This is a genomic window from Paraburkholderia caledonica (assembly GCF_000383275.1).
In the GTDB taxonomy this organism is placed as follows: domain Bacteria; phylum Pseudomonadota; class Gammaproteobacteria; order Burkholderiales; family Burkholderiaceae; genus Paraburkholderia; species Paraburkholderia caledonica.
On the sequence record NZ_KB911036.1, the window covers coordinates 259,172 to 273,462 of the forward strand.

Consider the following 14,291-nt stretch of genomic DNA (forward strand, 5'->3'; position numbering starts at 1 on the left):
CGGCGTCCCTCGCCTGAAGGTACGCGCGCCGCCACGAAAACCGTCAGGCCACCGGGCCTTGCGCAGGCTTCCTTCTGAGCAGCGCGTAAAGAATGATCGCGCCGAAAGTCGCGGTGCCGATGCCGCCAAGACCGAAGCCGCCAAGCTTCAGCGAGAAGTCGCCTGCGCCGAGTACCAACGTGACAGCTGCCACGATCAGGTTGCGGTTGTCCGAGAAGTCGACCTTGTTGACGACCCAGATGCGCGCGCCCGTCACCGCGATAAGACCGAACACCACAATCGAAACGCCGCCGAGCACCGGACCCGGAATGGTCTGGATGACCGCGCCGAACTTCGGCGAAAAGCCCAGCACCAGCGCAATCAGCGCGGCAATGACGAACACCAGCGTCGAATAGATTTTGGTCACCGCCATGACGCCGATGTTTTCAGCGTACGTCGTCACGCCCGTGCCGCCGGCGAAACCCGAGACGACTGTCGCGAGCCCGTCGCCGAGAAATGCGCGGCCGATATAGCGGTCGAGGTTCTGCCCCGTCATTGCACTTACGGCCTTGATATGGCCAAGGTTCTCGGCGACGAGAATCACCGCGATCGGCGCGAGCAACGTCATGGCCCGCATATCGAACACAGGCGCCGTGAAGTGCGGCAGACCGAACCACGCAGCGTTGGCCACGATCGAAAAGTCGATGGGCTTGCCCATGCCGAGGCCGTTCGTCACGATTGCGTAAATCACATACGCCATCAGCAAGCCGACCAGAATCAGCAGACGCTGCAGCATGCCGCGTCCAAACACGGCAACGGCTCCGACGCACAGCACGGTGACCAACGCCATCCACGAGTCGAAGTTGCTGCCGCTCACGCCGCGCACCGCGATAGGTGCGAGATTCAGACCGATCACGCAGACGATCGCACCGGTCACGACCGGCGGCATCAGCGTTTCGATCCAGCGCGTGCCGACGGCCGACACGATCAGCCCGATGATCGCGTACACCACGCCGCACGCGATGATGCCGCCCAGCGCGAGCGGAATGTTCATATTCGGCCCGTGGCCACCGTAGCCCGTGACTGCAATCACGAGACCGATGAACGCAAAGCTCGAACCGAGATAGCTCGGTACGCGGCCTCCGACCAGCACGAAGAACAACAGCGTGCCGATGCCCGACATGAAGATGCAGAGGTTCGGATCGAAGCCCATCAGCAACGGCGCGAGCACCGTCGAGCCGAACATGGCGACGACGTGCTGAATGCCCATCGCGAACATCTGCGGCCACGCGAGACGCTCGTCGGTGCCGACGATGCGCCCCTCGACGGCGTCTGGCTGTGCGCGCCAGCGGGGGAAATAGGAATCGGCCATCGCGGGGGTTCTCCTCTAGTCGGCGTTTTTCATGACGACGGCGCAAAAAACAAACGCCGTGCGGGAATTACGCGCGAGTGTACGGAGTGCCATTGGAGGTGGCAAGCGTGAACAAGATGGCGTGCAGTCGGTTGAAACGGCACGTCGCGCGATGACGTGAATCCGGTCAGCCCCGCGTCGCTTCGAGCGAAAACACAGTCACCGCTTGCTGCAACTGTCTCGCCTGATCCGCCATCGACGAGGCCGCCGCCGCAGCCTGCTCGACGAGCGCGGCGTTCTGCTGGGTCACGTCGTCCATTTGCGCGACGGCGCGGTTCACGCCCTCGATGTCCGTGCTTTGCTCCTGCGACGCCGACGAAATCTCGCCCATCAGGTCCGTCACCCGTTTGATCGCCTGAGTCACTTCAGCCATCGTCTGGCCGGCCCGTTCGGCGAGTTCCGCGCCGCTGCCCACGCGTGCCGTCGAGCTTTCGATCAGTTCCTTGATCTCTTTCGCCGACACCGCGCTGCGCTGGGCAAGCGAGCGCACTTCGCCCGCGACGACCGCGAAGCCGCGCCCCTGTTCGCCGGCGCGTGCCGCCTCGACCGCTGCGTTGAGCGCCAGAATGTTGGTCTGAAACGCGATGCCTTCGATCACCGCGATGATATCGGTCATGCGTTTGGAGCCGGCCGCCAGTTCGCGCATCGTTTCCACCACATCGTCGACAAGACCGCTGCTGCGCGCGGCCACTTCCGATGCACCTTGCGCGACGCCGCCCGCTTGCTGCGCGTTTTCGGCGTTCTGCTTCACCGTCGAAGTTAGTTGCTGCATGCTCGACGCCGTTTGCTGCAAGGCTGCAGCCTGCTCTTCAGTGCGCTGCGAGAGGTCGGTGTTGCCTTGTGCAATCTCGCCTGACGCGGTCAGAATGGATTCGCTCGATTCGCTGATGCCCGACACGATCGTGGCGAGCCGCTCACGCATGTTGCGCAGCGCGTAGAGCATGCTGTGCGTGTCGCCGGCGCGGGTCTCGACGCGCACGCTGAGATCGCCGTCGGCGATACGATTGGCGAGTTGCATTGCGTAGTCCGGCTCGCCGCCCAACTGACGCGACAAACGCCGCGCGATCATCGCGGCAAGCAGGCCGCCCGCGGCGATCGCACCCAGCACCAGCGCGACCATCGCAACGCGCATGCGTTGATATTCGCTGGCTGCTTCAGCCTGCGCGTCGTTGCCTTGCTGACGGCGATAGTCGATCAACGCCGTGATGCGATCGCGCAATGCCTCGCTCGAAGCAATCGCGCGGCGCACGAGTTCGTCGTTGTCGACGCCGGCAGGAATCGGCGCGAGTCCGATCTGCTGATGCACGATAGCTTCCCACTCCGCCGACTTGCCCAGCACGTCGTCGAACATCTGGTGGCCTTTTGCGGTGACGATAGTCGCGCGGTATTGATCGTAGCCCTGATGCATCAGCTTGAGCGAGCCGACGATGTTGTCCTTCAGCTTCTGGCGCCCCGCGTCGTCTTTCACATAGCCGAGATTTGCGGCGGCGAGGTCGGCGTCGATCTTGTGGCGATTCGCCTCTTCCAGCCAGTAAAGGCCGTCCATGTATTTGTCGCAGATCGCATCGGTGATGTCATGCATCGACGACAGCGTTTTCAGCGAAGTGCCGCCAATCACCACGCAAAATCCAATCACAACGGCAAAGGCCAGCAGCAGTTTCCTGAACACGGTCATGCGGTCGAACCACTTCATTTGAACATCCTTCGGAAGTCACAACGGAATGCTCGCTGCTGCTCCGTCGCAAGCATGTGGCGACTCGTTGCGATGAGTCATGCATGCAGGACTTGGAGGCGCGGCAGCGCTCACCTTCCTTTTACGGCGCTGACGGCGTGGACCTGAAGCGATAAATGCCAGGAATAAGCGGGACAGGATAATGTAAGGAATGCCTGGTAGACGGCACCGTGATGAACGTACAGGCGCGCGTTTGAGATTCGTCCGATAGAAGCGTGTTCATTCGCCTCTTAGACTTCTCCTGCTGCGTGGACCTCATGTAGCGCATGCGATGTTGTTGTAACTCTCCGACTTTCCGCTCACGCTCGAACGAGTGTGAGCGGTTTTTTTTCGCCTGTGCGCCGCGTTTGATGCGATTCACATTGGCGGTTCGAACGCGTTGCATGCGAGCCGCAATGCGTAGGCGCGAACGTCTTTGGGCCATCCGGCGATTTTCTTTTCGAAGCGTGGTTGATCGTCTGCATAGAGCGCGCGAGTGGCGTCCTCGTAATCCGGCAGGTTGCCGGCTACCGCCGTCATGAACCGATACGCCGCTTCTTGCGCCGCACGTTTGCGCTCGCGCTGCTCGCCAGTTCCGCGCGCCGTCTCCACGAGCTTGCGCAACGCGACCGACGCCCCGCCCGGCTGCGCGTTCAGCCAGTCCCAATGACGCGGCAACAAGGTGACTTCGCGCGCGACGACGCCTAGCTTGGGGCGCCCGCGACCGCGTGGGGTGTCGGGCTCGGCGTCGTCGTTGCTTGCATCGTTGTGCGGATGAGCAGCGGACGACTCGCGAACCAGGCGCGCGACGATTTCTTCGGCAGTACCGCGCAGATCGAATTCGACCGGGGCGGCCGTGGCGTCGTCGAAAACGAGAATGGGCGCTTGCTCGCCTCGCTCGATTACTCCCTTGACGGCGAGCGCGACTGCGGACAACTCGCCCGAGGCGATGAGGCGATGGCCTTCGAAGGCCGTGCAAGTGGTGCTGGTAGTGCTGGTGGGGCGATGCGTGGTCACGACAAACTCCGGTTGGGAAGTTGTCGAATTATATCCGGGTTAAATTAGAAAGCAACATATTACCCGGATAATATTGGCAGGAACTCAATGGCCGGCCACCACCGTGAAAGCGCGGCTCGTTGCCGACGCGCAGGTTCCTACAGTTGGGTGCGACACGACGCGGTTGCGGCCGCCGTCTTTGGCCGCATACAAAGCCTGGTCTGCCGCATTGACGAGCGCGCGGCTCGTCGTGAACGCCTCGCCTTGCGTAGTGGCTACGCCAATACTGATCGTCAACACATGGTGCGAGCTCGCCACATGCCCGAGCGCGAGTGCCTGGACCGCTGCGCGGATTTTCTCTGCAATGCAGAGGGCGCCCGCTTCGTCGGTGTCCGGCAGCAGAACGGCGAACTCTTCGCCGCCGTAGCGCGCCGCCGTGTCGCCGGGACGCCGCACCTCGTGCGTGATGCATTGAGCTACCGCGATCAGCGCGTCGTCGCCGGCCGAGTGCCCGTACAGGTCGTTGAAGCCCTTGAAACTGTCGACGTCGATCAACAGCATGGCGAGCGATCCGTCGTTGCGCTGCGCGCGGCGCCATTCTTTCTCCGCGGCTTCCTCGAAGGTGCGACGGTTGTCCATGCCCGTGAGACCGTCCGTTCGCGCGAGCCTGTGCAACTCTTCCTCGGCGATAAGACGGCGCCGCATCTGCTGCGCGAACAGCACGGCAAGCGCGATCAGCGTGAGGTCGAGCGCGCCGATCAGCGAGCCGATGATCCATGCCCGCCGCCGCCAGCCGACGTAGATGTCCTGCGTGGACAGCGCGACATCGAGAATCAACGGATACATGTCGATATGGCGAAACGCGTACCAGCGCTCGACGCCGTCGATTGCCGCGGTGCCGAAGAAGTCGCCGCTCGGCTGCGCGGCGAACCGCGAATAGTTGGAGGTACCCGTCAGATTGATGCCGATCGTCTTTGGATCGTACGGACGCCGCATCAGCATCGTGCCGTCGCTTAGCATGAGAGCCATCGAACCGCCGGCGCCGAGGTTCATCCCGTTGAAGAGGCTGCGGAAATATTTCAGCCGCATGGTGCCAACCACCACGCCGCCGAAGCTGCCGTCCGGCCGCGAGATACGCCGGCTCAAGCCGATGCTCATGTCAGTGCCCGTTGCGCGCGGCATGAACGGGTGACTCACGTACAGACCCACGTTGGGCGAATCGCGATGCACCTTGAAGTAGTCGCGGTCGGCGAGATAGACATGGCGCGGCGTAACGGACTGCGAATCGAACTTGATATAGCCGGTTTCGTCGATCACGAGAATCGAGCCCATGTCTTTCGCGGATGCCGAACCGTCGAACAACACCATTTGCCGCAGCGAAGGCTCCAGTTCAAGCACGCGTGGCTGCTTGAGCCCTTCGATCACCGTGCGTATCGACAGGTCGTAGATCTCCAGATTGCGCGACACGTCGCGTTCCACCAGCAGCGAGACGTTGAACACAGAATCTTGCGCGCGCCGCAACGCGTCGTCGTGCATCTGCGCCAGCACCCACACTGCAATGGCGAGGATCGCGCTGGCCAGCACGCCACTGATCGCAATGATGATGTTCGGACGACGCGTGACCATTGAGTTCGGTTTGGGCATGCGCGGTCTCACGCGCTAGAGAAGGAAGAGACGCGTCCATCGGGGATCGCGTATGGCGAACCCGTAGCGTAACAGAGGTCATCCTTATCCAAAGGATCGAAAAGACGGGTTTTTAGTGCCTAGTGCGCGTTTATGAGGCGCTTGCGATTCGCTTGCGGAGGCGCTTGTGAATCGCTTACGCGGCGGACCCGACGCTAGGTTCTATGCGGATTTCATGAGAACTCCGTAATGGATCACCCCGGGATCACGCTGCCTCCCTCAAGTCCGCTCAGCACGGCCCGATAACCAGTAAATGCGATGCCGGTTTCGTGCTTGCACGCACGGCAACACTGCGCAGGACCGTCGCGGAGTACGACGGTTACATAGACGCTCCCACGTCCGGACCTGAGAGTCCATCACGAAACGTCGACGTTTCGTCCTTGGAGAAGCAACAATATATGGCCGCCTTGAACCAGTTCAGTATTAAAGCGAAGCTGATTGCCGGCTTCGGCACGTTGTCCCTGATTGTCGTCGTGGTTGCGGGGCTTTCCCTCAAGTCGCTGAGCGATTCGACCGAAGGGTTCTCCAGCTTCGTGCGCGGCATCAACGCGCGCGCCGACATGGCCGTGCAAGTGAGAACAGCCGTCGACCGTCGGGCGATCGCTGCCCGTAACCTCGTGCTTGTCGTGAAGCCCGAGGATTTCGACATCGAGAAAGCATTGGTGGCGCGCGCCCACGAAGATGTATCGGCGAACCTGAAGAAGCTGAATGAGATGGTGAAGGCCTCCGACGCGAGCGACAAAGCGCGCAGCCTCGTGGCCGAGATGGACCGCGTGGAGACGGCTTACGCACCCGTCGCGACCGAGATTGTCGGTCTCGCGCTCGCCAATAAACGCGACGAGGCGATCGCCAGGATGGACGATCAATGCCGCCCTCTGCTAGCGGCGCTGATCCGTGCGACCGATGCGTATGCGGACTACGCGCATTCGCGGCAGGAGGAGATGATCGCCAGCTATGCGGCGCACTACGAGCACCAGCGAAACTTGCTCATCACGATTTCCCTGCTCGCGATAGCGCTCGCGGTGGGCGCATGCGTGGTACTCACGCGCGCGGTGAGCGGTCCGTTGAATCTTGCAATCGGCGTCGCGCGGACGGTGTCGCAGGGCGACTTGCGCACGCGCATTAACGTCGACGGCAAGGATGAAACGAGCAAGCTGCTCGGCGCATTGCGCGAGATGAACGAACGCCTGACGACGATCGTCGGACGCGTGCGCGATGCCAGCACGAGCATCGCGGGCGCGGCTCGCGAGATCGCCGCGGGCAATATGGACCTGAGCCAGCGCACGGAACAGCAGGCGGCGTCGCTGCAGGAGACGGCTTCGAGCATGGAGCAACTCACGTCGACGGTGAAGCAGAACGCCGATAACGCGCAGCAAGGCAGCATGCTGGCAGCGAACGCATCGAGTGTTGCGCAAAAAGGCAGCGCGGTGGTGGGCCAGGTGGTGAGCACGATGCAGGACATCAGCGACAGCTCGACCAAGATCGCGGACATCACGGGCATCATCGAAGGAATCGCATTTCAGACAAACATTCTTGCGCTGAACGCGGCCGTGGAAGCGGCGCGTGCGGGCGAAGAGGGTCGCGGCTTCGCGGTGGTTGCAAGCGAGGTGAGAAGCCTGGCTCAGCGCTCGTCGAGCGCGGCCAAGGAGATCAAGGATCTGATTGCCAATTCGGTGGACAAGATCCGCGACGGCTCGTCGCTCGCTGGCGAAGCGGGCAAGACGATGAGCGAGGTGACGGAGGCGGTGGCGTGCGTCACTGACATCATGTTGGAGATCGCGGCGGCAACGAGCGAACAAAGCCGCGGCATCGAGCAGGTGAACCTCGCGATCACGCAGATGGACAACGTCACGCAGCAGAATGCGGCGCTGGTGGAAGAGGCGGCGGCGGCTTCGCGGTCGATGGAGGAGCAGGGAGAGCAGTTGAATGAGGTTGTGGGGTTTTTTCGGGTTTTGGAGGGGGTGGGGGGTGGGGCGCGGGTGGCTGGCGGGGCTGCTGGGGCTGCTGGGGCTGCTGGGGCTGCTGGGGGTGCCGGGGCTTCTGTGGCTGGGACTGCTGCGGTGGCTTCTGTCGCTTCTGTTGGTCGGGAGAAGCCGGCTGTTACGAGATGTGCGGTTGTTGCGGCGGCGCCGCGGGTGGGCGCGTCGGCGTCGATGCGAACGCCGGTTAAGGCTGGAACGATGCCCGTTGTCTCCGCTGGCGACGATGCGGGGTGGGATCAGTTTTGATTTGGGTGGTTCGCGGGGAAGCGCTTGATGCGGGAATTAAAAACCCCGGCAGGTTGAGCTGTCGGGGTTTTTTGTTTTGAAGCTTGTGGTGTGGCTTGGGATCCGGTTGGTGGGAGGAGGAGGATCGAATAATTTCGCTAAGGCACGCCGGGCGCGGCAGAGAGGCTCGCAGTGAGTCCAGAAATGCCCCCCACGGGGGGCTTGGCGCGAACTCACTTAAGCGGACAATCAAACTCACGACCATTTCAAATGGGTCGACAGTTGCGCCCCACCGTTACCGCGGTGCCGCAGTCACCGCTACAGGAAGCGCACTCCAATCTCCGCTTCGGATCTACATGCGACCAGCTCGTGATCAGCGCACCGGCATGTCGCCGTCGCTCCTGACGAAATCAGAGATGCGCGTCGAAAACGCGACAACGCACGCGGCAAGGACACGCTGCAAGTGAAGCGCTCAGCCAATCATCCAATCGATCCTGGGATTCTCGACCGTGGAGCAAGGCAGCACATGAGGTACGCAAGCCCAGCTGGGCAGCGCTGTTGTTTCATTCGTAATCCGTCTCCCCTAAGGCCGCTCTTGGCACGGCTACCCCGTCGTGTCAGTGATTCTGACGGCGACTTTGCGTTCTGGCCTGATGTGACGCAGGGCTGAACGAAGATCGAACTGAGAGTTGCCGTCGTCTCCGCACGAGACACGCGGCTGGTGCCATATTGCGTAGCGTGCGGCGCTCGAAAAGTGATGCGCGGGGTTCCGGGGAGGGCGCGGATTGGGCTTTGTATCAATGCAAGCGTTCATACGAAATAGTATCATTTCGTATGATGAGCAAGTCTCACGTCATGGCTAATGAAACTCGCCGGAACCAAAAAAACAAGGAGAACTATGCCGGTCGTTTTCGTCCACGGGGTCAATAATCGGATCGAGGATCCGGACTATGCAGAGGGCGTGGCCTGCAAATCGAAATTCCTAAAGTCCCTCCTTTTACCGAAGCTGGGTCAGGATTCTGCAAAGGTATTGATGAGCTTTCCCTACTGGGGTGGAGAAGGCGTGAAGTTTCGCTGGAATCAGGCGTCTGTTCCTGTGGGCTCGAAAGACGTTGAAGCTTTGGCGCTCGGCACGTCCGGCGCCGATTCCGCGAACGCCGAAATCTGGCTCGAAGAGGCCCGATTTCATCATGGGGCGCATGGCGTCAATCTCGGACAGCTCAGTAAGACCAAAGGATTCGCAACAGCGATAGACCTGGTTTGGGATACAGCGTCGGTCTTGCTGAAGTCCGATCAAGACTACGACGACCTACTGGAAGGGTATGCAGCCTCGATGGCATATGCTACTGCCCATCCAGTGCCGGCCTGGGCGTTCCAAGAGCCCTTCTTGTCCAACGACGAGTTCATCGACCGCCTGATGGCGGAGATTGGTCCCTATCGCGCAGCGAAGATGACAGGCAAGCCTGCCGAGTCTCTTGGATTGAGCAACAGGTTTCGTGCCCTGCGCGAGACGATTAGTCGCCTCGCCAAAGCGCCGAACGACGCTGCGTCTGCTTTAGCCATCGGACTGATGCGCAAGTCCGCCCATGCCAAGGCGTCACGCTTCCTCGGCGACGTTTTTATTTATTTGGACAAGCGCGGTACAGTCGATGCGCCAGGCGAGATTATCACGGATGTGCTTGAAAAACTGCGCGCCGCTGAAGCTGCCAAGCAGATAGGCGACGACAAACTGATAGTAATCGGCCACAGCTTAGGCGGTGTGATCATGTACGACGTCTTGACGCATTTCGCACCGGACGTAAAGGTGGAGGTGTTCGTTACCGTGGGCTCGCAGGTCGCTCTATTCGAGGAAATGGCCCTGTACCGTATTAGCGCCAAGGAGTTTCCAGCTGATCCGAAGAGAGATCGCCTGGAGTCGCCAGTCAATATTGCGCGCTGGTTGAACATCTATGATACAAACGACGTCTTTTCCTTCCGTGCCGAGACTGTCTTCAATGGCGTGGACGACTATCGCTTCGATACCGGGTATGGATTGCTGGACGCTCATGGTGGCTACTTCGCCCGCCCAAGTTTCTATAAGCGCCTAGCGATACGCCTGACTCAGGAAGACTAATGGGCCTCGTCTTCGAATCGGCGGCGGTACAACAAGATCCACAAGCGGCGGCGACGCATGTGCTGCTGGTTGGCTGCGGCGAATATCCGAGCTTGGCGGCGGCAGGCTTCGGCGGTCTCGATCCACTCTCCGCGCCACGTCTGTCCGTAGAAGCACTGGCCGACTGGTTTCTGAGCGGCCCCGATGCAATGCCTGCAGGGCAAGCATTGCCGTCCGACCATGCCTTTTACAACCCAGAAGCACCGCTGGGCTCTCTGGTGATGTTGACGTCCCCGACATTTCCTTACCAAGCGCCTTCAGGGACCGTTACGAATCCGACACGGCCGACGGTGGCCTGCATCCGAACCGCATATGCCCAATGGCTCGACCGGCTCGGCGCCAATCCAAACAGCCGGGGCGTGTTTCATTTTTGCGGGCATGGCGTGAGCAATGGGATCAGCCAGTTTCTCGTAGCCGACGATTTTGGCGAGGACCCGCATGATCCATGGTCCGGCGTATTCCATGTCTCTAACACCTGTCAGGCTACGATTCGCAAGACGGCCGCTAACTTGTTCTTTCTAGTCGACGCATGTATGGAACTTAGCGAGGAGCTGATAAATCAGATTGACGACCCAAAGGCATTGATCGGGGGCAAGAGGACAGGGCAGCCCATAACTACGGAGTGGGCCGTGCTACGAGCGACGACTGCGAACCGCTTGGCTTACGCACCAACGGGCGGCGTTGCCCACTTCACGGCGGCGCTTCTGCAGGCGCTGCGCGGTCATTGTGGGTCCCAGCGTGCCGCGGCCCCCGGCTTCGGTGTGGGAATCGCAGAGTTGCGAGAAGCGGTCGCCGCGTTTTTAGCGCTGACACAGCAGACAGAATCCGGCGAACGGCAAAAACTCGGACAAACGGAAGGCGAAGGGGATTGGAACGTAAGTATGCACATCCTTGCGACTCGGCCCTCAGTGCTGGTTGAGATGGATGTCCAGCCTGAAGGTTATCGCCCTGTTGCACGCGCCTTCATGGAGGACGCTGCGCAACAGCGCGAAGTCAAGCCATTGGCGAACGGTCCAGCCCAGTTCGTGAAACAACAGGGGGAATGGTCCTACGGCACGAACGCTTCGAACAACGAGTATGCCGAGCAACTTTACACTCGACAGTTCCTGACCAAAGCGGTCCATTCCTGCCGCTTTCGGATCACCTGAGGAGCGATGCCCATGACACGACTGACAGTGTCGGTTTCGGGCCAATGGCACGAGTCACGGCTACTGACGCTACCCGTGGACGTCTATGCCCCGGATGGAACACTGCTCGCCAGTGGTACCGCGTCACCGGGACGGCCCGCTTACTTTGTGTTGCCGCAGCGGCAGGATCGAGAGCGAAATCGGGCGTATGTGCTGGGGAAGCTTCCGAATGGGACCATTTTGCAGCAAACAGCTGAGCTGAATGATGAGTTTGCTGAGGCCACTCTTCGGTTGGGTGATGAGAGTCCTCACGAATGGCTGCAGTGGGTCACGCCTTTCCATTCTTTGGACCACCTCCGAAACCGAGGCGATGCAAGTAAACAATCGTCACGGCGGATTGGTAAGGTATGGATGACGCTGTGGGGTCTACACGGCGGACGCTGGAAGGGGCAGGAGGTCGAGGCCGTTGAGCGGCACCGCGACGACGGTATGCAACAGTGGGTGTTAGACGTGCCGTTGTCCTCTCAGCTGTTGCAAATTGGTGGCGACGAAGTTGCTTGGCGCTTGGTCTCATTGCCGCCCGGCGGGCGAGTGCGCGTGGCGCTGACGCGCACCGCGGGGGAAAACGGGGATTCGCTCGACATCACTGTCGGGCGAAGCCAGCCAGACAACGAGCTCATCATGTCCTACTTGGCGCGTGGAGCAATTGCCGAAGCTGATCGCCTCGGGGAGGCTTGGAACGCGGCGGATCTGGTGCTTTATGCGAAAAAGCGTGACCCGGTCGCTGCGGCCGCCGGTGCTTACCTTTTACTCAAGAACCGGCGTCTTCACGCTCGTAGGAAATGGGTCGACAACCTCGTCGAGTGGTTTCCTCATTTGCCCGATGGGGCGATCGTTTCTGCCGCACTCGCACTGCAGCGGGACGATGCGACCGAATCCGAAATCCGCACGACGTTGGATCTCGCTCTTAATCGAGGGCTGCCAGTTTTTGCGATGGGCGCGTCCGTCTTGGTAGAGACGATGGCAGCCGTGCACCGCGGCAAGCGGGAGACGAAGCGCTTTCACGCCGCCTATTTGGCGGCCCAAGCGTACGCGCGAGCGCGTTGCTCCAATGGAGCGTACCTCGCCTTCTACGGCAAGAGTCCAGCCGAGCCCTCATGGACACCGATCTACGGTCTACAAAATCAGCCCTCGGCCAATCCGGCCAGTGCGAGTCCTGCTGATACAGTTGTTTATTCGCGCCCATGGGGTGGTATCCAAGCCGGCAAATTCGGTAGTACACGTGTCGCGTTGCCACGCGCTCCGGTGAGCCGGGAGTTAGTTGAAGCGCTGCGCGCCAAGTCTAATAGGCTAGAAAACGTACCGGAACAGTTGAAGGTGGTCGATCCGTTGTTCCATCATTCTGTAAACCGGGGCCTACCCATCATCGAAACCAGTTTCCTGCAAGAGTTCTCGGTGCCCTCGGAACGCGGGGAGGAATTGGTCGCGCACGACGCGCCGGCACCATCACGTGAGGTGCCGCAAATAAAACAGGAAGGCTTGAGCGTGCCGAGGCAAACCGCGAAGTATTGGCGCCAAGAACGCCTCAAACATGCGACTACGGTTTTTGATGAGGAGTGACATTACGCGGACCTTCGAATATCGTAAGTTAAGCGGTGTCCATAAAGTCCAGTCGGATTGGTCTTTGTGTGCAAAGACTAGCTGTATTGACCCCTCCCTGATGGTCGAGGCGAATCCAGTCCATGTGACTGGAATTGGGTTAATCTTACCCTGAGCTTATAGCCGAGCATTGCCGCGCTGTGGGTCGCGCTGCACTTCGGAGCAAAATTCGGGAACCGATCGAAGGGAGCGTCACGCTGTCAATCCTGCCCACAACGTTGTGACGGTGCTTTCAGCACGGATTCTGCGCGTCCAGCCGCCACTGAATTTCGCCCCTTCGACAGCCGCCTCGAAGGCCTTATAAGTCCTTCTCTGAGTTTTCAAGTGGAAGCCGCTGCACGGGCGCGATTCACTTCTCTCGTCTCCTTCGGTCAGTTAAACAGAAGCGACCATGTATAGGGATTAAATGAAACCATTTGGAGCCTCGAGTCGCTCTTATTTGGCACCCACACAGTTCGCTCATCTGCCAATACCGATTGATAATTCGGGGATACCAAGAACGCTATCTCCTCCTCATTGTTGTGAATAATTTTTAGCAAGTACTCGAAAAAGCTTGCATGCTCTCGTTTTTCAATTGCTATCGCTTTCACATAGTAGCTCTTATACCAGCCCACAAGTTGCTCTTGACCGGCAACCTCAACGACCTTGTAGTCAATGTAATACTTCTTTTTCGGTACATTGCCCGCCTCTAATTCGACCTTCACCAAGGCCCCTAAAGGCGACAAAGCCAGCATTGGCTCCTGTTCCGGCCGTTGGTATGCGACAACACCGTCAGACAGCATTGGATGATCGCCGACATTCAGCTTAAAAAGTGTGAAATTTGAATAGTCGAAATGATCCGTTGAATTTGACTCGTGTCGCACGTTGCCCGATGTCATTGTTCCGTGATGATCGTAGGACGACTCACTGAAAACGTCGCTTGCATGCTTTCCCCGCTTATCGTAAGCAAGCGACAATAAAACGTTTTCCAACTCCTTATCGCCAGCATTCTTTACGTCGAATTCGACTGGAATATAGATCGTGTCGCTCGGCTTGATATTCTCATTGACGGACACAAGAAATTGGATTTTCTCCCCCGCCTTGATGGGTGGAGCGTTTTCGAAGCCGAGTTCTACGTTGGATTTCTGAAATACCCCCTGTAATGCGTCGCTGTGATAGGTGAGCCAGATGGCGACCAATATCCCGACGATTGCGATAACGTCGCTTGCCGAGATTTTTCGAAACATATCTTTTATTTTTTTCTGCATATGCAATTCCATCTATGGTCGCAATCACCAAAATCGGCTCGGGCTTTGCACATCGCCGGAGCAATTCAAGCCCTGACCAATCGCCGTAACTTTGCCTTCGCACCCTTTTACAAAGTACG

9 protein-coding genes are annotated in these 14,291 nt (G+C 59.6%); 4 read left to right on the top strand and 5 right to left on the bottom strand.

What is annotated here, in order from left to right; genetic code table 11:
* Positions 1-43 precede the first annotated feature (43 nt).
* The 4 genes from H281_RS0111005 to H281_RS0111020 all read right to left on the bottom strand — a co-directional run bounded on the left by H281_RS0111005 (position 44) and on the right by H281_RS0111020 (position 5,741).
* Entirely contained in the window at positions 44-1,351 is a 1,308-nt protein-coding gene (locus H281_RS0111005) for a solute carrier family 23 protein (protein WP_020067165.1), read from the bottom strand.
* A 166-nt stretch (positions 1,352-1,517) separates the two neighbouring features.
* Positions 1,518-3,083: a methyl-accepting chemotaxis protein gene (locus tag H281_RS0111010; RefSeq protein ID WP_020067166.1), complete on the bottom strand. Its 1,566-nt coding sequence runs from the start codon at positions 3,081-3,083 to the stop codon at positions 1,518-1,520.
* A 396-nt stretch (positions 3,084-3,479) separates the two neighbouring features.
* A complete protein-coding gene (locus tag H281_RS0111015) occupies positions 3,480-4,118 on the bottom strand; it encodes a DUF2239 family protein (protein ID WP_020067167.1) in 639 nt (212 codons plus the stop codon).
* Between the two features lie 84 nt (positions 4,119-4,202).
* Complete coding sequence (locus H281_RS0111020; RefSeq protein WP_027804487.1) at positions 4,203-5,741, bottom strand: sensor domain-containing diguanylate cyclase; 1,539 nt, start codon at positions 5,739-5,741, stop codon at positions 4,203-4,205.
* Between the two features lie 437 nt (positions 5,742-6,178).
* On the opposite strand from H281_RS0111020, the gene H281_RS0111025 reads away from it, so the two are divergent.
* The 4 genes from H281_RS0111025 (at position 6,179) to H281_RS0111040 (ending at position 12,886) form a co-directional block, all read left to right on the top strand.
* Positions 6,179-8,008 (top strand): methyl-accepting chemotaxis protein, encoded by a 1,830-nt coding sequence (locus H281_RS0111025; RefSeq protein WP_020067169.1) that lies wholly within the window; start codon positions 6,179-6,181, stop codon positions 8,006-8,008.
* Between the two features lie 877 nt (positions 8,009-8,885).
* The gene (locus H281_RS0111030; protein ID WP_020067170.1) at positions 8,886-10,100 is read left to right on the top strand and encodes a lipase family protein; all 1,215 of its coding nucleotides are present in this window, start codon (positions 8,886-8,888) and stop codon (positions 10,098-10,100) included.
* The gene (locus tag H281_RS0111035) at positions 10,100-11,287 is read left to right on the top strand and encodes a caspase family protein (protein ID WP_020067171.1); all 1,188 of its coding nucleotides are present in this window, start codon (positions 10,100-10,102) and stop codon (positions 11,285-11,287) included. The genes H281_RS0111030 and H281_RS0111035 overlap by 1 nt, the downstream gene beginning before the upstream one ends.
* Positions 11,288-11,299: 12 nt before the next feature.
* On the top strand, positions 11,300-12,886 hold the full coding sequence (locus H281_RS0111040; RefSeq protein ID WP_020067172.1) for a hypothetical protein: 1,587 nt from the start codon (positions 11,300-11,302) through the stop codon (positions 12,884-12,886).
* Between the two features lie 410 nt (positions 12,887-13,296).
* On the opposite strand, the gene H281_RS0111045 is transcribed toward H281_RS0111040, so the two are convergent.
* Positions 13,297-14,172 carry a hypothetical protein gene (locus H281_RS0111045; RefSeq protein WP_033379525.1) on the bottom strand — a complete coding sequence of 292 codons (876 nt, stop codon included), beginning with the start codon at positions 14,170-14,172 and terminating at the stop codon, positions 13,297-13,299.
* Positions 14,173-14,291 lie beyond the last annotated feature (119 nt).